Annotated in this window: 11 protein-coding genes; 2 read left to right on the forward strand and 9 right to left on the reverse strand. The window is 56.2% G+C overall.

All coding sequences use genetic code 11. The features are described from left to right. Positions 1–49: 49 nt before the first annotated feature. The 6 genes from B5F38_RS07955 to B5F38_RS07980 form a co-directional block, all read right to left on the reverse strand. Positions 50–2,773: a calcium-translocating P-type ATPase, PMCA-type gene (locus B5F38_RS07955; protein WP_087408758.1), complete on the reverse strand. Its 2,724-nt coding sequence runs from the start codon at positions 2,771–2,773 to the stop codon at positions 50–52. Continuing rightward, complete coding sequence (gene hisS / locus B5F38_RS07960) at positions 2,770–4,182, reverse strand: histidine--tRNA ligase (protein ID WP_087408759.1); 1,413 nt, start codon at positions 4,180–4,182, stop codon at positions 2,770–2,772. The genes B5F38_RS07955 and hisS overlap by 4 nt, the downstream gene beginning before the upstream one ends. Before the next feature lie 355 nt (positions 4,183–4,537). Continuing rightward, the gene (locus tag B5F38_RS07965; RefSeq protein ID WP_143240938.1) at positions 4,538–7,921 is read right to left on the reverse strand and encodes a hypothetical protein; all 3,384 of its coding nucleotides are present in this window, start codon (positions 7,919–7,921) and stop codon (positions 4,538–4,540) included. A gap of 2 nt (positions 7,922–7,923) precedes the next feature. Beyond that, entirely contained in the window at positions 7,924–9,957 is a 2,034-nt protein-coding gene (locus B5F38_RS07970; RefSeq protein ID WP_087408761.1) for a carboxypeptidase-like regulatory domain-containing protein, read from the reverse strand. 15 nt (positions 9,958–9,972) lie between these two features. After that, positions 9,973–10,521, reverse strand: a complete 549-nt coding sequence (locus B5F38_RS07975; RefSeq protein ID WP_143240939.1) for a DUF3575 domain-containing protein — start codon at positions 10,519–10,521, stop codon at positions 9,973–9,975. A 233-nt stretch (positions 10,522–10,754) separates the two neighbouring features. Next, positions 10,755–11,435, reverse strand: coding sequence for a zinc metallopeptidase (locus B5F38_RS07980; protein ID WP_087408763.1), 681 nt, complete (start codon positions 11,433–11,435; stop codon positions 10,755–10,757). A gap of 276 nt (positions 11,436–11,711) precedes the next feature. On the opposite strand from B5F38_RS07980, the gene B5F38_RS07985 reads away from it, so the two are divergent. Continuing rightward, positions 11,712–15,908 (forward strand): acyl-CoA dehydratase activase-related protein, encoded by a 4,197-nt coding sequence (locus B5F38_RS07985; RefSeq protein WP_087408764.1) that lies wholly within the window; start codon positions 11,712–11,714, stop codon positions 15,906–15,908. A 5-nt stretch (positions 15,909–15,913) separates the two neighbouring features. Further along, positions 15,914–16,576 carry a TetR/AcrR family transcriptional regulator gene (locus tag B5F38_RS07990; protein WP_087408765.1) on the forward strand — a complete coding sequence of 221 codons (663 nt, stop codon included), beginning with the start codon at positions 15,914–15,916 and terminating at the stop codon, positions 16,574–16,576. 96 nt (positions 16,577–16,672) lie between these two features. Here the strand turns inward: B5F38_RS07990 and B5F38_RS07995 are convergent, their stop codons facing one another. The 3 genes from B5F38_RS07995 to B5F38_RS08005 all read right to left on the reverse strand — a co-directional run bounded on the left by B5F38_RS07995 (position 16,673) and on the right by B5F38_RS08005 (position 20,591). Next, entirely contained in the window at positions 16,673–17,119 is a 447-nt protein-coding gene (locus tag B5F38_RS07995; protein WP_087408766.1) for a DUF4465 domain-containing protein, read from the reverse strand. A gap of 302 nt (positions 17,120–17,421) precedes the next feature. Continuing rightward, positions 17,422–18,384, reverse strand: a complete 963-nt coding sequence (locus B5F38_RS08000; RefSeq protein WP_087408767.1) for a DUF4465 domain-containing protein — start codon at positions 18,382–18,384, stop codon at positions 17,422–17,424. Positions 18,385–18,410: 26 nt separating this feature from the next. Next, entirely contained in the window at positions 18,411–20,591 is a 2,181-nt protein-coding gene (locus B5F38_RS08005; protein ID WP_087408768.1) for a DUF5074 domain-containing protein, read from the reverse strand. Positions 20,592–20,618: the final 27 nt, after the last annotated feature.

The raw sequence follows: 20,618 nt of genomic DNA on the forward strand, positions 1-20,618 counted from the left end.
ACGATTATTTTGGACTACGCAACAAATCGGCGCATTTTTTATCAACAATTTATGCCACAATTCTGCGAATGAGTCGATAAATCTCGCCAATCCACAACACAATGGAGGTAGCGGCAAAGATATAAACCCAATCCATGAGCTGCAGCGGGGTCACGCTGAAGAGCGCACCGCCCACACTCACGATGAGTATCTGCCCGGCCAGGATGATGAGCGTTACCCACAGGAAGCCTTTGCAGGTGTTCAAGCGGCTGAAGGCCGACTGCACATTGCCGAAGGCCTTGGCGTTGAACATGTTCCAGAACTGCAGGAAGACGAATATAGAGAAGAAGAGGGTGAGCTCGTAACGGGTGAGACCTTCGTGTACGGGGCTGAAGTTGAAGAAGTTGGACAGGAAGAGCCCCAGGTCGAACTGAGCTATCGAAGTGACATCGACATGCTTGAAGTATTGCAGCAGCCCGAAGAGGAGCAGCACAAAGGCGATGCCGGTACCGAGGATGCCCTTGCCCATGGCGCGGGTCACGATATTGTCGTTGAGGTGGCGGGGCTTGTCGCGCATCACCCGCTCGTCGGGTGGCAGCGAGGCCAGAGCCAGCGCGGCAAAGGTATCCATAATGAGGTTCACCCACAGCATCTGCGTGACGGTGAGCGGCGACTCGGTGCCCAGGAAGGCCCCCAGCAGCACGATGAGGCAGGCCGCTACGTTGATGGTCATCTGGAAGAGAATGAATTTCTGGATATTGCGATAGAGCGAACGGCCCCACAGCACCGCTTTGGTGATGCTGCCGAACGAGTTGTCGATGATGGTGATGTCGCTGGCCTCCTTGGCTACCGAGGTGCCGTCGCCCATCGAGAGGCCCACCTGGGCGGCATTGAGGGCGGGAGCGTCGTTGGTACCATCGCCGGTCACGGCCACCACCTCGTCTTGCGACTGCAGCAACTTCACCAGCCGCTCCTTGTCCATAGGTCGGGCGCGGGCAATCACCTTCAGGTCGGGGATACGCTCGAGCAGCTCCTTGTCGGAGAGGTTGGCAAACTCGGTACCGGTGATAATGTTGCGGTCACCATCCTCGGGCTTCCACAACGAAATCTGGCGGGCTATCTCGCGAGCCGTAGCCGGGGTGTCGCCCGTCACAATCTTCACCTTGATGCCGGCATTCAGGCACTCGGCCACAGCCTCGGGCACCTCCTTGCGCACGGGGTCGGCAATAGCGGTCACACCCAGGAAGGTGAGGCGGATATGAGGCGACAGATGGCCGGCGATGAAGTAAGGCTCGTCGGGACCTACCAGCGCATAGGCAAAGCCCAAGGTACGCATGGCCTGGTTCTGATACTGCAACAGTTTCGCCTCCACGGCCGGACGGCTGCTCTCCATGGGCACGAGCCCCTGGGCCGTAACCATCTGCGAACAGAAATTCATCACATACTCGGGGGCACCCTTTACATAAACCACCCGATGGTTGAGCAACGGCGAATCGACTACCGTAGCCATATACTTACGCTCGGTCGAGAAGGTGAGCTGCTCCACCACATGTGCCCGGTTGCGCAACTCGGCATAGTCGACACCCTGGTCGGCCAGCCACAGCAGCAGAGCCCCCTCGGTGGGGTTACCCAGCACCTTCACCCCGTTGGCACCCTCGTCGAGGTGAGCCGTCGAGTTGGCGGCAATGCCTTCGGCTATAATCTCTTTGACATTCGAATCGGGAGCATAGGAAAAGTCGGCCGTATTGACCCGCATCTGGTTTTGGGTGAGGGTTCCCGTCTTGTCGGTACATATGACCGTAGCCGCACCCATCGTCTCGCAGGCGTGCATCTTGCGCACCAGGTTGTTGTTGGCCAGCATACGCTTCATGCTCATGGCCAGACTCAGGGTCACACTCATGGGCAACCCCTCGGGCACGGCCACCACGATAACGGTCACGGCAATCATGGCCGTCGAGAGCAGATAGCTGCCGAAGCTGAGCCAGTCGAGCACCGGATGGTCGGTGAGGTAGATGACCGTGCGGGCCACAAAGATGATAGCGGCAATCACATAACTGGCCTTCGTGATGAACGATGCCAGCGTATTGAGCTGCTTGTCGAGCGGAGTTTGGGTATTGTTCTCGATTTGTGAGCCGGTATAGACCTTGCCATACTCGGTAGCGTCGCCCACCTGAGTCACCTGCATCACGCCATAGCCGCCCAGCATGGTCGAACCGTTCATCACGGCGTTGGAGGGATAGGTAGCATCCTTGTCGAAGTCGGCTTCGACCGTCGTCTTGGTGGCCATGGGCTCACCCGTGAGCGACGACTCGTTCACCTGCACCGAGACGGCACTCAGCAGAATACCGTCGGCCGGTATCTCGTCGCCGGCATTGAGCATGACGATGTCGCCCACCACCACCTCACGTTTGGGAATCTCGACAATATGTCCGCCCCGCACCACCTTCACGGGCAGGTCGTCGTTCACCTGATTGAGAATGTCGAACTTCTTGGCGGCACTCATCTCGAAGAGGAAGCCCACCACCGTAGCCAGCAGGATGGCCAGGGCGATGCCGGCCGGTTCGAACAGGGCCGAAGCTCCGGCCTCGCCGGTTGCCACGTGATAGACTGAAACGGCTATCGACAGCAACAAAGCTACCAATAAAATACGAATGATAGGGTCGGAGAATTTCTCCAGAAACAATTTCCACATCGGGGTTCGGGCTGGTGGCGTCAACACGTTTTCGCCATACTTTTCCCTACTTTTCAACACCTCGGCCTCAGTCAAGCCGGTGTATTCCAATTTCGAGCTCATCGATTCAATCTATCTATGGTTTTATTTTCTTTTATCGTTTCTTGCCGATTACGCAAAAGGGCAATAACCTCGTCGAGCGAGAGCAACGACTGCTCGCCCGTAGTCATGTTTTTCAGAGCTATCTTGCCGGCGGCGATTTCGGTCTCGCCCACCAGAGCCACATATTGGGCCCCTATCGAGTCGGCATAGCTCATCTGTTTCTTCATCTTGGCCGGTTCGGGATAGATTTCGGCCCGCACACCGGCAGCCCGCAACCGAGCGAGGTGGCCCAGACAGACCTGGCTCTCGCGCTCCCCGAAGTTGACAAAGAGCACCTGTGTCGACTGCATCGACTCCTTGGGATAGAGGTCGAGCTGGTTGAGCACGTCGAAGATACGGTCGGCACCGAACGAGATACCCACGCCCGATACACCCGGCAGACCAAATACACCGGTGAGGTTGTCGTAGCGGCCGCCACCCGTGATGCTGCCTATCTGCACATCGAGCGCCTTCACCTCGAGAATGGCACCCGTATAGTAGTTGAGGCCGCGCGCCAATGTCAAGTCTATCTCGAGCGTCGAGCGCAACGGCGAGGCCGAGAGTTTCTGCAAGATATACTCCAGCTCGTCGATACCCTTCAAGCCCGTCTCCGAGCCAGCCAATTCGCGGCGCAGCACCTGCAGCTTCTCCTCGTTGCTGCCCTGCAACTGGATGATGGGTTGCAGTTGGGCCACAGCCTCCTGCGAAAGCCCCTTCTCCATCAGTTCGGCATTCACCTTGTCGAGCCCCATCTTGTCGAGTTTGTCGATGGCCACAGTAATGTCGACAATCTTCTCGGGAGCCCCTATCCACTCGGCTATACCGCTCAATATCTTACGGTTGTTCAACTTGATGGCTACCCGTATGCCCAGACGGGAGAATACCTCGTCGATCATCTCGATGAGCTCTACCTCGTTCAGCAGCGAGTCGGAGCCCACCACGTCGGCATCGCACTGGTAGAACTCGCGATAACGCCCCTTCTGCGGACGGTCGGCCCGCCACACGGGCTGAATCTGATAACGCTTGAAGGGGAAGGTAAGTTCGTTGCGGTGCATCACCACAAAGCGGGCAAAGGGCACGGTGAGGTCGTAACGGAGCCCCTTCTCGCACAGGCGGGCAGCCAGGCGGTTGAGATTGCGCTCGGCCAGGTCGGCCTCCGAAACATCCGAGAGGAAATCGCCCGAGTTGAGCACCTTGAAGAGCAACTTGTCACCCTCCTCGCCATATTTGCCCATGAGGGTCTGCAGGGTCTCCATGGCCGGCGTCTCAATCTGCCGGAACCCATAGAGAGCAAAAACTTGTTTTATCGTATCGAATATGTAATTGCGCTTGGCCATCTCGTCGACCGAGAAATCGCGCGTACCTTTGGGTATGGAAGGTTTTGCCATCATATTTTTCATTGTCTATTTTATGTTCTTCGCGGGGAGAGCTCCCGGCTTCAATCTATCCCGGCAGCCACCTTGCCGATTGCAGGCTTCACGGCCCGGCCGTCCAATCGAAACCTATCGGGTATCTGCTGCCTTCGCTTTTTTACCGAGCAAAGATAATGCAAAAAAGTGATATAGCGCACATACTCCGCGATATAGTTGGTTCTTTATCCTTGAAAAAAAAGCCGGTATTCACCCCCCCCTTCCGAGTATCCTGCCCCGAAAGCCGACGACAGGTATCCCTGGCCACGACCTCTGAAAAACGCAGGCACCCGACTCACGCTCGAGAGTCGGGTGCCTGCAATATCATAGTCGTGCGTCAAAACCGATAGGCGGTTCCTACCGAAACCCGGCCTACGCCGATAAAGTGGTGAGTGTTGGTTTCGAACAGCTTATCGTCCCAGAGGGTCATCGAAGGCTCCACAAAGAGGTCGAGCGTGCGCGATACGTTCCAGCGCAACTGAGCGGCACCGCGAGCCACCCAGCCTATACCGCCATCGCGGTTGTAGTTGCTCCAGCCCAGACCGGTACCCAACGAGGCAATCAAGTGGAACCGACGATCGGGGTCGGGCTCGAGTAGCGACGAGAGGTTCAGCAGATAGTCGGCATGGAGCGTCCCTACGTTGAGTGTAGGCGAAGTTCTCGGGGTAATGAAGTCATAGCCCAACCCTACCGATACACCCGATGCGGCCGTAAACCAACGACCCAGTGCAATGTCGGTAGCGACCGACACCTTGCGGTAACGGTCCATCAATATCGTTTCGCTGAAGAGCGAAGGGCCTACCGATACCGATACAAAGGTGTTGCGGTCGGGAGCACGACGGCCACCCTCTACCGCATTGCGGCCCAGCTTGTAGTTGAGGCCCACCAGCACGCGGGCTTCGGTATCGACACTGCCATAGGTGTGAGGCAAGTGCGAAGCCACGAGTTGCGGCTCGACAAACAGGTCTATCCCCGACGAGAGGTTGAACCGTCCCTGAACGCCGGCCCGGGCTCCATACACAAATTCGTTCTGTTTCCGGCAATTGCCCACGCCGCCATACACACCACCCAATACCAGCAGGTCGAAGAAGCGGTCGGGGTTATACCCCACGGTAAAGGCCGAGAGGTTGAACAGATAGTCGGCCGAGAGCGACAAGGCCATATATTGCGGTTGGGTGCGATAGTAGCCGTAGTCCAAGCCCAAACGCCAGGCCGACAGCGGAGTATACCACTTACCCAGCGAGAGGGTGGCTCCATAACCCGGAGAGAACTGCAGGCCCGACTTCCGGAGCCAGCGACCCGTATAGCCTACCGACACGAAATATTTGTTGTCGGTATCGTAGGCGGCATGATTGGCCTGGTAGTCGTAGTGGTTGAGCCTGTATTGAAGGCCCACGTTCACCGAGGTGAGCATGTCAATCGGCAAACTGGCCATGCCTTCGCGCGAATAGTTCTTCCCGAATACCCGCAGTTGAGGCTCGACGAACAAGCCGATACCCGAACCGACATTCCACAACCCTTGCAGACTCAGGGCGGCTCCGGGGTAGAATCCCGTGTGGTTGCCGGTAGCATAAGAGAGCACGGCACCTACCCCCAGGTGAGTCTCGAAGATGCGCGACGGGTTATAGCCGTAAAGGGTCGAATTGATATTCCACAGATAATCGAGTTGCACGAGCCCGAACTTGCGATACCCGATTTCGGAGTCGCGATAAGCACCGGCACCGGCCGAGAGCCGCACACCCGATGCCCCCGTAAACCATTTGCCCACATAGGCCGAAGCCATGGGCCCGATGCGGTCGAGCGGATGAAAAACCAAATTGCGGTGCATAATACCGGCAACACCTACGCCTGCTCCGTAAAATATATGGTCTACGAAGTTTTCGTGGCGAAACTCCTGGGCCTTCTCCATCGTACCATGTGTGCGCCCGTAGCCATAGAGCGAATAGGTGAGACCGGCCGTAATCGTGGGCACGACATCGATGCTCGAGATAAGCTGCTGTTCCCAACGGTTATCCTGCCCTACAATCAGACGGGGCTCGATGAACAAGCCAAACATATCGTTGAGCCGGAAGAGACCTTGCAGACCTACACCTGCACCCACGCTGTGCTGGAAATAGCCCTCCGACGATACAAAATCGTAATTGAGACCGGCCACCCCACTCAGCGAGAAGAGGCGGCTGCGATCATAACCATAGAAGAGGTTAGTCAGGTTGAACAGATAGTCAAGCTGACCACCCACGGCCCACGTGTGGTGCGTCGTAAAGCGGGCATCGAGCGACGAGAAATTGGCCAGCAACCGCACGCCCGAAACCGGATTCCACCAGGTGCCTATACCGCCGAACAGGCGATAACCCTTGTTGGGTAACGGGTCGGAGATTGAGGTATTGAGGACACTGGCAAAGCCACCGCCTATCGTCAGGTAGAGGTCGCCGATGCTCCGAGGCAAGTCGAACGGGTCTTGCTCGATGGTCGAGCGATTGATTGCAGGCGAAACCGGCCGATAGGTAAGTCCGGCCCATACCGAAGCCAACGGGTCTACCGCACTCAGGTGGTCGCCCCAGGCTCCGTTGGCAAAGACATCGACCCGAGGCTCTATGAACAGGCCCAGATTTCCAGACAAGCGGAACTCGCCGTGCAAACCGGCCCCCACACTCCAGCGACTCTGGAGCTTTTCATCGACAGCCACCTTGTTATAACCGGCTCCCAAAAGGCCCGACATCTCGAACACCCGACCAGGGTTATATCCACCGAAGAGGGCGTGCATGTTGAAGAGGTAATCGAGCTGGGCTCCTACCGATGCCTTATGGGTATTCCGGTCGGTTTTCAGATAACGGACCGTCCCCGACAAGCGCAGCGACGATACCGGCGTGAACTGTTCGCCAATCGACACCATGGAGGTATAACCCGAGTCGAGCAACGGATTCAACGAACTGGTCAAGGTCGACGACAGACCACCTGCCAACGAGAAGAAGAGACCTTGATTAGCCCCCCAGAACGATTCGTGCCGACGTACCGGCGCCGAGAGCAACCGATACCCCAGACCGGCCATGAGCGAGGCCTCCCAGTCGTATCGCATCCAGGTAGAGATGCCGTCGATGCCGTCGGTATAGATACCTACCCGCGGCTCGAGGTAGAAGAAGGTGAGCGGCGAGAAGTTGAAGCGCGTCTGCATACCCAGTCTGAAACCTCCGCCGTGGGTCCAGTTGCCCCGGCGGTACAACAGTTGATATTCACCGCCGGCTACCCCTATCAGCTCGAAGATGCGCGACGCATTGTCTTTGTGCAACAAGGCCGAGAGATTCATCAGATAGTCGGCCGAGAGTCCGGCAAAATAGGGGTTGACCTCGCCCAGTCCATTGTGCAACCCGGCATTCAGGCCCAGCCGCACACCATGTACGGGGGTGAACCAGTCGCCCACCGTGAGACCGCTACGCAGCCCCAACCCCGGCGTAGAAAAGAGAGTCCCCGCCGAGCGGACGGCAGTGACTCCCGCCTCGCCCGTAAAGAAGAGGTGGTCGCCAAACTTTTTCCGGGCAAAGCGCTCGTTTCTGGCCGGACGCTGTAACATGTAATTCAATCCGTTGAACTGGGTCGTATCGTTGTTCGCAGCCTCCTGTGTCTGGGCCGACGCGCTCCACGCACACAGCACCATCAACAGGCAGGCACACCTTACTGCCCCTTTACAACCACGCATACTGTATTTCGAATTTTTCCTTTTCATACTTACTCCTCATCATCATGTTGTTGCAACAATTCCAGCACATCGCCATCGATGCTGGCCACATCGCGCAGCGACGGGTCTTTCTTGAACGCACTTTCCAGATACGAGAGTGCGAGCACCACTTCGTCGACACGATTGGCCGCAACGGCCTTGATGTAGTTCTCGCGGGCCGAGTTACCCAACAGCTTGGCCTTCTCCCAGGCCTGGTCGTTGGCTTTGATGGCCAGCAACATCAACACTTCGTTGAAGGGCGAATCGGCCGAAACCTCCTGTATCACCTCGCTGTACCTGCCGTTCAAAGCCGCCGCATACACCCTAGCCTTGTGATAGACCCCGGTATCGGGCAAATCGGCGGCCAACGAATCGGCCTGACCGAACTTGCCGACCGCCATCCAGGCGACTACCTGGTTGAGCCGGGTTTCATCGGGCAAATCGGGCAAACTCAGATAGGGGACGAGCAACTCGGCATCGGGCTTACCCTTCTCGATAAGGAGGGCTGCCAGGTCGGTGGCAGCTACCAGGAACTTCGGATAGACCTCGAGAGCCCGCCGGCATATCGCCTCGCGCTCGTCGGCCGAACCGGCCTGGTTGTACAACCGCCAGAACTCGTTGCGGGTGAGCTCGGCACTGTTGGTCCGATACAGAGTCCTTATCTCTTCGTCGGTGAGGTAGCGATACTGCGAGAAGAGCAGTTCGTAGCTGACCCGACGCAACTGCGGCAAATAGGTGCCCGTAATGAGCGGACGATAGAAGGGCAGCGACACCACCTTGCGCCACTGCCGGTTGGGATTGTCGGGGTATTGGTCGATAATGGCCTGTATGGCGTCGGCCTCCTGGTTCTTGCCGTCGTCCCGAAGCAGTTCGACCACCCGGCTCCAGGGCTCTACCGCGGCATCGGTACTTATATCGAGTTGCCGACGAGTCGACTCGTTCAGCTCTTTCAACACCCAATCCATGGCCGACGACATACGCTGCCCGGCCAACTTCAGGTTCTTTTCGTAACTACCGTCGGGCGAAGCCGTTCCCGCAATGGAGAAGCTCTTCAGCCGGGCATTGGGGTCGTTCTCGACCTCGCGCAGGCGGGCTACCAGCCGTTGCATCTCCTCGCGGTTGTTGCCGTCGTCGAGGTTGAGCCGGCTCTGGTTGACCCGGAAAGTCAGATTCACATCGCCCCGGGTATCGCGCAACTGCATCTCGGGTTGCGGAAAAAAGCGCTCGTTCTTCACCGCACTGCCGGGAATGTCGTACTCGAGGAACCGCAGCGGGTTGACCACGCCGCGGGCAATCACAAAGGTATCGCGGTAGAGCACCCGGTTGTAGTTCTCCATCGCCACCATCATGTCGCAACGGAAGTCGTCGTTGGGGTTCTCGACATAGGTCGAGTCGTTGTAGCCCACCCAATCGTCCTTGCGCGACGAGGTAGTTTTTATCTGCACATATTGCGACAAGGGGTCTTGCCGGGTGTCGTAGTCGTACATGCGCTCTTGCGTGATGGCATACTCCTTGCCGTCGAAAACTACCGGTTTGAGAAAGACCATCTGCCCGCGAGAGACATTGTAGATACCCGGTTGTATAATCATGCGGGCATCGGTCGTGAAGAGTTCGCGGGGAATCTTCACCCGGGTCTTCACGTGGAAGTAGTTGCCCTTCACCTCGATATCGGTAGGCTCGGGCACCACCTTGTCGACGATGCGTTTGGCCGAGACCACCACCTCGTTCAGCGCCACGGCCGAAGGTTCGAGTTCGACATCGATGGTCAGTTCGCCACGCACGGCTACTTGTTTCTCTTCATATCCCAGCGACGAGAAGAGCAAATCGCCCTCCGAATCGATTTTCACCAAATACTTGCCATCCTCATTGGTAGCCCCCACCAGCTTGTTGGTAGCGGCGTTGAAGATGCTCACCCGGTAGAGCGGCTCACCCTCGATATTGGTGACCGTTCCCCGCACATTGATGTCGCGAGCCCACAGCGGCAGCAGTGCAGCCCCAATCAAAGCGCCTGCCACCCAGCAGGAGCGTAATCTATTTATCAGCATAGTCACAAATTATTATCACTTGAATATATAGGAAAACGAAAGGCCCAGCCGAATGGGAATCGGCGACCATTTGCGCAAGTTGGGCGTAGCGGGTTTCTCCTCGCCTTCGCGATAATCGAACGCCCGCAACCGGGCCATACCCACACCGAGCGTAGCCTCGAGGTTCCAGTGCCTACTCAATACGAACGCATAGCCATACGACAGCCCGGCGCCCCATATATCGCCCTGATACAGATGTTGTCTGATGTTCATGTTGTACAACCCGCCCAGAAAGCTAAGGCCCACGAAATGGCGGGCCATGGGACGGTTGAACCAATAGCGCAACTCGGGTTGCAATCGGGCATGTGTGGCCTTTACGTCGGCAACGGAAAACGTAAATGGATTGGCCGTGGCACTAATATCGAGGGTCAGCCGGCTGTTGAGCCGCATCTCCAGTGCCAGGTTGGGCGACAGTGTGGCCCAGTCGATTACATTACTCTTAAGCGCTACGCGCTGTGCATTGACAAATTGAGTACATAGGATAGCACACGCTATCCACACAATCTTATACCAATATTTCTTCATACGTTCTATCGGGTCGATCAACGACCCGTCTCGCCGGCAGACTTCACCCGAAGCACTTTGCCAACGATTCCATTCAAAAAAATTAGACCTTAAACAAAAACTATCGCAAAAGTAGGCAAATTGCTCATATTTACCAAAAAAGCTTTTACTTTTATATCTTTTAAAAAAAAGCCGCTGCCCACACGGAGCAACGGCTTGTACATCTATCGGCTCAAACGGTATGGTATCGTTCCTTACTCGTCGCGACGACCTCCCACAAAAATGAGAATGTAGTACACCAGCGTAGCCAACGATCCCAGAGCAGCTACTACATAGGTGTAGGCGGCCCACTTGAGGGCATCTTGTGCCTTGTCGTGAGTCGTGGCATCGGTCACACCGGCCTGATTCAACCACGCCAAAGCCCGCTGACTGGCATTGATTTCGACCGGCAACGTAATGAAACTGAACAACGTAGTGGCAGCAAACAAAATGATACCTACAAGCATAATCTGAGGCATCACCTGTATGGTGAAGATACCAATCAGCAAAATCCATTGTACCCAGTTCGAAGCAAAGCTGACAAACGGAACCAGAGCCGAGCGCAATGTCAGGAACGAATAGGCTCGGGCATGCTGTACCGCATGGCCACACTCGTGAGCAGCTACAGCCGCAGCAGCCACGCTGTTGCCGTAGTAGACCTCGCGGCTGAGGTTGACCGTGTGGGTCGTAGGGTTGTAGTGGTCGGTCAGGCGACCGTCGATCTGTGTCACCGTGACATTATTGATGCCATTCTCCTGCAACATACGCATGGCAATATCGCGACCGGTAAGTCCATAGGGAATAGGCACTTGCGAATAGCGTTCGAATTTGCTCTGCAACGTACGCTGTACGGCGAAGCTCACCAACGCAATGACTATGAACAAGACATAAATCATGACTTTCTCTTTTATTTTCTGTTAGTAACCTGCCGCAAATATATAGGAAATAGTGCATCAATTGTGTTAATTCAAGAGGAGTTATAACCAAATTGTGTTAAATCAGAATCTTCGAACAGAAAATCCGAACAAATGAAGAAAGAGCCGCGTCCTACCCGAAAAGCCAAAAAAATTTAACAAGAGTTCCAAGGTCAAAGAATAATCTCTACATTTGCGTCTGACAGTATAGTCAGACATATAAGACAAATTATTTTTTTGACTTCAAATCATCGACTCATGCAAGCGACCAACTATTACAGAACAGGGTTAGACGTTGGCTCTACGACCGCCAAGATGGTGATTCTCGACAACCACGGACAGGTAGTATTCTCGCGCTACGAACGGCACAACGCTCAAGTAAACCGATTGCTCGAAACCTACTTTCGCGAAGCCCGCGAGCAACTGGGCGACGTGACTACGGCCATCGCCGTCACCGGCTCGGTAGGTATGGGCACGGCCGAACAGTTGCAGGCCGGGTTTGTACAGGAGGTGGTAGCCGCCACCCGGTACGCTCAGGAAAGATACCCCGAAGCCTCGGCCTTGATCGACATCGGTGGAGAGGATGCCAAGGTAGTCCTCTTTCAAGGCGAGAATATCGACCTGCGCATGAACGGGAACTGTGCCGGCGGCACGGGAGCCTTCATAGACCAAATGGCTGTATTGTTGGGCGTGAGCATCGAGCGATTGAACGAACTGGCCCTGCAGGCCGATCACATCCATCCCATCGCTGCCCGATGCGGTGTATTTTCGAAAACCGACATCCAAAACCTGGTCAGTCGCAACGTCCCTCTCGCCGACATTGCCGCCTCAATTTTCCATGCCGTAGCCGTGCAGACGATTGTCACACTGTCGCGGGGATGGACCTTCCGCCCGCCCATCCTGTTGTGTGGCGGCCCACTCACCTTTATCCCGGCCCTGCGCAAGGCCTTTGCCGACTACCTGCAAATTGCCGAGAGCGACTTCATCCTCCCGGCCGGAGGCAACTTGCTGCCCGCTCTGGGATGCGCCTTGTGTGCCGATGAGAACCAAGTCACCTCGCTTTCGCGCCTGTCACAAGCCATCGCCCGGCACAACGACACACCCCGCCAGGCCTCTTTGCCTCCCCTCTTTGCTTCGGCTCAAGAGTATGAGCGATGGCAAGCCGAGAAGGCCCGCTACAACTGGCCCTCACGGCCGCTTGCACCGGGACACCAGCAGGCAGTACTCGGCATCGATTCGGGCTCTACCACGACAAAGATTGTAGCCGTGGCCCCCGACGGAGCTATCCTCTTCACCCACTACGCCCCCAATCTGGGCAACCCCATCGAGGCGGTTCGCCAGGGACTCGCCGAACTGAAGAAACAGTGCGACGACCGGCAGACCCGACTCGACATCATCGGCTCGTGCTCAACCGGCTATGGCGAAGAGCTTATCAAGGCGGCCTTTGCCCTCGACGGGAGCATGATCGAGACCATGGCCCACTACAAGGCTGCCCGGCAGATGGAGCCCGAGGTAAGTTTTATCCTCGACATCGGCGGGCAAGACATGAAGGCCATCTTTGTCAAGCAAGGAGCCATCATCCGCATGGAGCTGAACGAAGCCTGTTCGTCGGGATGCGGTTCGTTCATCGAGACCTTCGCCCGCACGCTCGGCTACAAGGTTTCCGACTTTGCCCAAGCCGCCTGCACCGCCTCGCGACCTTGCGATTTGGGGACCCGCTGCACGGTATTTATGAATTCGAAAATCAAACAGGTACTGCGCGAAGGGGCCACCATTGCCGACATTGCCGCAGGCCTCTCCTACTCGGTCGTAAAAAACTGCCTCTACAAGGTACTGAAACTGAAGCACAGCAAAGAGCTGGGCGATACCCTTGTCGTGCAGGGAGGCACCATGCACAACGACGCTATCGTGCGGGCCTTCGAACTGGAAACCGGCCGACAGGTAGCCCGAAGCAACCACCCCGAACTGATGGGGGCCTATGGTTGTGCCCTTCAGGCGCTGGAACGGCAGTCGGCACCCCGCACACTCGACTCGCTGCTTGCCTCGACCGGCTACACCAGTCGTCAGATTCAGTGCGGCGGTTGCGAAAACCGTTGCTTCGTATGCCGCTACACCTTCCCCAACGGCAACACCTTCTACTCGGGAAACAAATGCGAACGGATATTCACCAACCGGGGCGAAAGCGAAAATCCCGGCCAGAACATCTACCCCTACAAGTACCGGTTGCTTTTCGACCGGGCGACTCCCGAACAGGGCTCGCCGGTCGTGGGGATTCCCCGGGTACTCAATCTCTACGAGAACTATCCCTTCTGGCACGCCCTCTTCACCCGTTGCGGCATCCGGGTCGTGCTCTCCGACCTGTCGACTTTCGTCAGCTACGAAAAGGCACTGCACACGGTCATGTCCGACAACATCTGTTTCCCGGCCAAACTGGTGCACAGCCACATCCAGAATCTCGTACAAAAGAAGGTCGACCGCATATTCCTCCCTTATGTTGTCTACGAACACGAGAGCGACGAAAAGATGTCGAACAGCTATACCTGCCCCATCGTAGCCGGATATTCCGACGTGATACGCAGTGCCATGTCGCCCGACATACCGGTCGACTCGCCGGCTATCACCTTTGCCGACATCGACCTGCTCACCAAGCAGTGCACCCGCTACCTGGCTACACTGGGTATCCCGCACGAACAGGCCCGCGAAGCGGTGAAGCAGGCCTGGCAAGCCCAGCGACAATACAACATCGACATCCGACAAAAGGCCGAAGCCATCGTACGGGAGAGCCGGCAGAAGGGCGAACCTGTCATTCTACTGGCCGGGCGCCCCTACCACACCGACCCGCTCGTACAGCACAAACTCTCCGAGATGATTGCCAACCTGGGGGTGAATGTCATCTCCGACGACATCGTGCGGGGAGATGACGGAATCGATACCCACGACACCTACCTCGTCAAACAGTGGGCCTACATGAACCGCATCTTGAAGGCCGCCGAATGGGTGGCCCGACAAGGTAACGATATTCACTTCGTGCAGATGACCTCCTTCGGCTGCGGCCCCGACGCGTTCCTGCTCGACGAAATCCGCGACATCCTGCACCGCAACGGCAAGCCATTCACCCTGTTGAAAATCGACGACGTGAACAACATAGGCTCCCTGAAACTGCGGGTACGCTCGCTGGTCGAGAGCCTGCGACAAAACAATCGCCCCGTCACGACCGAAGCATTCCGCACGACCCAGGTATTCCACAAGAGCGACCGCCGTCGAAAAATCATCGCCCCCTTCATGTCGGAGTACATCACACCCATGCTGGTACCGCTTTTCAAACTGTCGGGATACGACGTCGAAGTGCTGCCTCCGAGCGATGCCGCTTCGGCCGAGACGGGATTGAAATATGCCAACAACGAGGTTTGCTACCCGGCCACCCTCATCGTGGGCGACATCATCAAGGCACTGGAATCGGGGCGATACGACCTCGACCACACGGCCGTAGCCATCACCCAAACCGGCGGACAGTGCCGCGCCACCAACTACCTGGCCCTTATCAAGCGGGCCATGCTCGATGCCGGGTTCGGCCATGTGCCGGTCGTCACGCTGGGGCTGGGACGAAAGGCCGTAAACGAACAAGAGGGATTCGAACTGAAGTGGGGCAAGATACTGTCGGTAGCCCTCAATGCCCTGCTCTACACCGATACCATCTCCAAGTTCTACCACGCCTCGGTCGTACGGGAACGGGAGCCGGGAGCCGCAGCCCGTCTGCGCGACCAATATCTGGCCATGGCCGAGAAGCCTATCCTCGACAACACGCCGTCTCTGCTGGTCGAATATGCAGCCCGGGCCGCCCGGGATTTCAACGGCATCTGCCTCGACAAAACGTGCCCCCGCGTAGGCGTAGTGGGCGAGATTTTCCTGAAGTTCAACTCCTTTGCCCACCAGCACGTGGTCCGCGTCCTTACCGAACAGGGCATCGAGGTTGCCCCGCCGCTGCTGTTGCCCTTCTTCATGCAGGGATTCGTCAACCGGGACAACAAGGAGTCGATGTACCTGTCGAAGCAGCACATCCCCCACTTCCTCTCCCGGATGGCCTATCGGCTCATCGACAAACGGATAGCGCAGTTCAACCGCACGGGCTCGGAGTTCCGCTACTTCGTCCCCTTCAGCGACATCTACGAAGAGGCTGCAAACACCCGAGGCGTAGTATCGGGTGCCGCCCAGTTCGGCGAGGGGTGGCTGCTCCCGGCCGAGATCATCGAGTTTACGAAACAGGGCATTCACAATGTCATTTCGCTACAACCTTTCGGCTGCATTGCCAACCACATTGTATCGAAAGGCATCGAAAAGAGACTGCGCATGCTCTATCCTGAATTAAATTTATTATCTTTGGATTTTGACAGCGGTGTAAGCAGCGTGAATGTAACCAACCGATTGTTGCTTTTCACCCACCACTTAAGAGCCTAACAACCATGAAAACCCAACCGACACATACCGTCCCCAAAAGCGGAGCAACCGAAAATATAGAAACCCGCATTATCGAAGCGGCCAAACAGGAGTTTATCGAAAAAGGATTCGAGCAAACCTCGATGAGCGACATCGCGGCCGTCGTGGGAATAAACCGCCCCACGCTGCACTACTACTTCAGGACAAAAGACAAAATGTTCCAGGCGGTCTTTGCCTCGATTGTGAGCAATTTCCTGCCCCATATCGATGCCATTTTTTCGCAAGACAAACCATTCGAAAAGAAACTGGAAGAGATTATCGACATCTATTTCGACATCTTCACGGCCAACCCCTCGCTACCCAAATTTATCGTCGGCGAGATTCACCGCGACGTCAATCACCTCATCGATACCTTCTACATCCTGAAGTTCGACCAGTACCTGAGCCACATCGGCGAGCTGCTCAAGCAGGAGATTGACAAGAACCATCTCGAAAAGGTACCGATGCAGTTCCTCTTTATGACTTTTTACAGCCAGATTACCTTCCCGTTCCTCAGCCGCAACCTTTCGAAAAAGCTCTTTTTCCACGACAATCCCGAGGAGTATGCCCGGTTTCTGCCTCAATGGAAACAGCATATCATCGCACAAATCCTGCTCCTGCTCAATCCCCGGGAAGGCCTGCCCCTTTAAAAGGGAGCACCCCCGTCGAATCACTTCGCCGGAGGCACCATTCACTGTAGCAGTAGAGACTTAGCTAACAATAATCATCATCACTTTTTATAGAAGTCATTTTACAATCTTCACTCTGTACTCGCCACAGCGTATTACGTAAACACCCGAAGGATAGGCTGTCATATCGATAGTTGCAGTACCATCTATCGGCTGAGTCACAACCGGAGTTCCGCTCAGGCTGTAAAGTGTGGCGTCGACCCGACGATCGGACTCTACCCGCACTACCCCGGCCGCACGGTCGTAATAGGCTTTGACGGCAGGAGCCACAGCCTCTTCGACCGACGAGGGCGCAGTCAGAACCGTAAGACGGTCGAGGCAAAAGTAGGTCGGGGTCTTGGGTCCACGCTCGCCTGGGCGGCTCGACTCCATCGTGAAGTAAAGCGAAGCGACTCTTCCCAGCGGGCTCAAATCGACCCACTCCCACGATTTATTCAAAGTCCAGGTGTTGGAATCTTTGCCCCGGTAATCGGCCAGATAACAGTTACAATTAAAGCAAGTAATATTCTTCTCATTTACAAATTCATTTTAATGGATTATTTCATTTCGTCCGCCTCTGTCTCCACTCTGGTGGAAGGCGATTCGATAGGATAACGCACCGAGTCTGTTTTCCCCCTACTGGAGAAATGAAAAAAAATGATTTCTCGAATACTTTTGGCCTGAGAAGCGCAGCCATACATCTATTATACAAGCTATTACGACTATCAAAAAAAAGAAACGCCTCCGTCGAATCACTTCGCCGGAGGCGCCATACCCTATGGCAGTAGGGACTTAACTAATAAATTATCATACACTTGCTATAAAATTTATTTTACAATCTTCACGCTATAATCGCCACAGCGCACTACATATACGCCCGAAGGACAAGCGCTCATGTCGATTGCAGCCGTACCCTCTACATGCTGATTCAGCACCAAAGCACCGTTCATGTTGTATACAGCAGCCATAACCGGCTCGGCTGACTCTATGCGCACGGCACCATCGGCGCGATTGTAGTAGGCTTTAACGGCAGCTACCGTAGGCTCTTCGACCGACGAAGGTTCGGTCGACACCGTGAGTTTATCGAGACAGAAATAGCCGGGTGTATTCATGCCCCATTCGCCCGTATCGCTCGACTCCATCGTGAAATAAATCGAAGACACCTTGCCTAGTGAGCTCAGGTCGACCCATTCCCACGAGTCGTTGAGTTTCCACTCGTCGGAGTTTTCCGAACAGTAATCGGCCAGATAATATTCAACCGTTCCTATTTCGTCTCTATTCCCGTCAAGGCCATGAGCTACCAACTTGAACCAGGAACCTTGTTCAAATTTAGCGGCATAATTATTCCCGTTTTTCATTACATAATAGGAATAGGGACTGTTGCACACATAGCAACCTACGGCATAATGAGGAGACGAAATCTTTACTTCACACGATTTCCAGTCTTCGGTTTCATTACTGGTTTCCCAATATGCGCCCAGATAGGGAGTACCTTCACCGGCTACTCCCCCTTTGGCCATACACCCATATTGGTCGTCATAATCGGCCGAAGCTAAAATGGTGGTCATCTTACTGGCAAAGAATCCACAAGAATACTGGGGAAAGGGCGACCTGTGTGCAAACGTAAACTCTTGGGATTTCACCTTGGCTTCACCATTAAAGACCTCGGTCCACAAGCCATCTTTGTCATAATTAATAGGTTCATTGGGGGTAGACAAATCCAACACAATGTTTTCGGCCGAAGCCATGCCGCTCAAAAGAACAGCCAACGCAAGTAAAACTTTCTTCATTGCTATATGATTTAATTGGTTGATAACTATCGTTTTACAATTCGCATATTTTTCACGCTACCGCCATTTTGGACGGTCAGCACATAGATGCCCGGCGCAATGGACGACAGGTCGACGGCCGCTTTTCCACCCGAGACGACACCCCGGCAAACGGGTATGCCCCGCAGGTCGACCAGCCCGAATACCGAACCGTCGACGGCTACAATCGTAAGCCGGTCGTGCACCGGGTTGGGCCAGGCCTCGACGGCAGTACACATCGCCTCGTCGATACCGCTCGCCTCGGTCACCTGCACATCGACGGTGCGGGTCGCCTTTTTCCCGTTCGAGTTGACCGTGAGGGTCAAGCGGGTATCCCCTATGCTCACGCCGCTCACCGTGAGGTCATAGCCCGAGATGCGGGCCGTAGCAACCGAGGAATCCTCGACCTCGACGGCCGACACAATGGAGGCCGACAGATTGTCGGCATCGGTCACTGCTTCGAGCAACGAGATTTTTACCGGCTCACGGCCTATCGACAGCCGGTCGGGAAGAGCGATGACTGGCGCCTCGTTGTCGGGAAATACCGGCAGGGCCGGGAACCAGTAGTAGGGCTCGAGCTCTATCGTACCGAGCAGCTCGCCCGAAAGGCCGTCGACCACATGCACCCAGTTGTTCATGTAGTGCGACAGGTATCCGCTCTGGGTCGCCGTCACAATCAGGCGGTCGTTTCGCGGGTCTACCCGCAGGCCGGCACCCTGGAACTGCTGCACATAGGCCTTGTCCTGGTCGGGCAGGGTGAAGAAGTCGGCATCCAATTCGTCGGTCGGAATATGATAACGTGCAATTTGGTTTCCTTTTTCGTTTGCAAAATAAAGAAAATTATTTCGATATGCCGCACACAAACTGCCCGCATTCCACGCGCCCCAGGTGCTGGATACCCGGCAATCGTCGGGCAAGAGGCGGCTTCGGGTCTCGAGTGTAGCCACATCGATGCGCACGAGCGACGTGGCATCGGCGGCCCACACGCCACCGTCGCGTCCCAGCGTCAGGGTCGAGATGGTAGGCAGGTCGATTGTGGCGTGCAACGTGTGGGTAGCGGCATCGATTACCAGCACCCCCACCGACTGCTTGGCGGCAAACACATAGCTGCCGGCCCGCACCATGGCACCGATTTGTCCGGCATAGAGGCCGCCCTCGCCACCGGTCCCGGCTATCGTTTCGCCCAGACTCATCGACTCCAGATCGAGGCGGGTGATACCCGACGAGGTCCCTATGTAGGCCGTGTGTTCATCCACACCCACAAAGGAGCGCCCGTCGCCCCCTATCTCGTCGAAGGCGGCCACCCTCTTCAGGGTGAGGGCATCGGCCACCACCAGACGGCCTCCGGTCGAAGTGCCGGCCGTATTGTTGGCCTGCTTCGAGACGAAAAAGAAGCGCCCGCCATAGATGGCGCCATACTGTGTGGTCACCCCCAGCGTTTCGCCGGGATTCTCCCGCCGGAAAGCCCGATAGACCCAACGTCCGTCGGACGTGAGGAAGTTGACCGTACCGTTGTCCCAGCCATACCAATCCTCATTGACCAGAAAGAGGCCCTGCGTGTAATCGACGGGGGCCTGTTCGTAGGGCTCCACCGCCACGGCCCCGGTATAGTCGGGGCGACTGCCGTCGGCCTTCTCGTAGAGAAACAGATAGGTAGCGCCGGCTTGCAGACGGGTGGCATTTACATCGGCCTCGACCGTAGTGCCGTCGGGCTGTTGTTCGAGACAGCGCCACACCCCGGGCTCGGCCTCCGAAGGCGAATTCCAGTGGTCCTCCTCATCGGTACAGGTCCAGCGGTTGTAGTTGCCGGGAGTCGAGGTGAAGAGACCCGACGTCTGGTATTTGGGATAGGTGGTATTGCCGCCCACAACGAGCGCGACGGTATTCTCGCCGTTCAGGTCGAAGCCGAGGCCGTCGACCGTATATCCGCCTTGACGGCGAGTGAGCGAAAAGAGCCGCGGGTCGGCCTTCACCACCTCGTTGAGCATAGCAATGACGGTAGTCTCGACGGTACCCCGATAGCCCCAGGCCAGCGCCTCGGGCGACCGTCCGTCGTTCCAGGCAATCACCAGCGCCACCTCGGTATCGCCCTCGCCGGTCCAACTGGCAATATCGGCCAGCGGATAGGCCCCGACGAGCGCAAACAGGCTGCTCGCCCAGGCGGTCAAAAGGAGTACATAGCGTTTCATCTCTTCTATCTCTTTTTTTGAGGGGAG

The sequence above is a fragment of the Barnesiella sp. An22 genome (genome assembly GCF_002159975.1).
GTDB classification, from domain to species: Bacteria; Bacteroidota; Bacteroidia; order Bacteroidales; family Barnesiellaceae; genus Barnesiella; species Barnesiella merdigallinarum.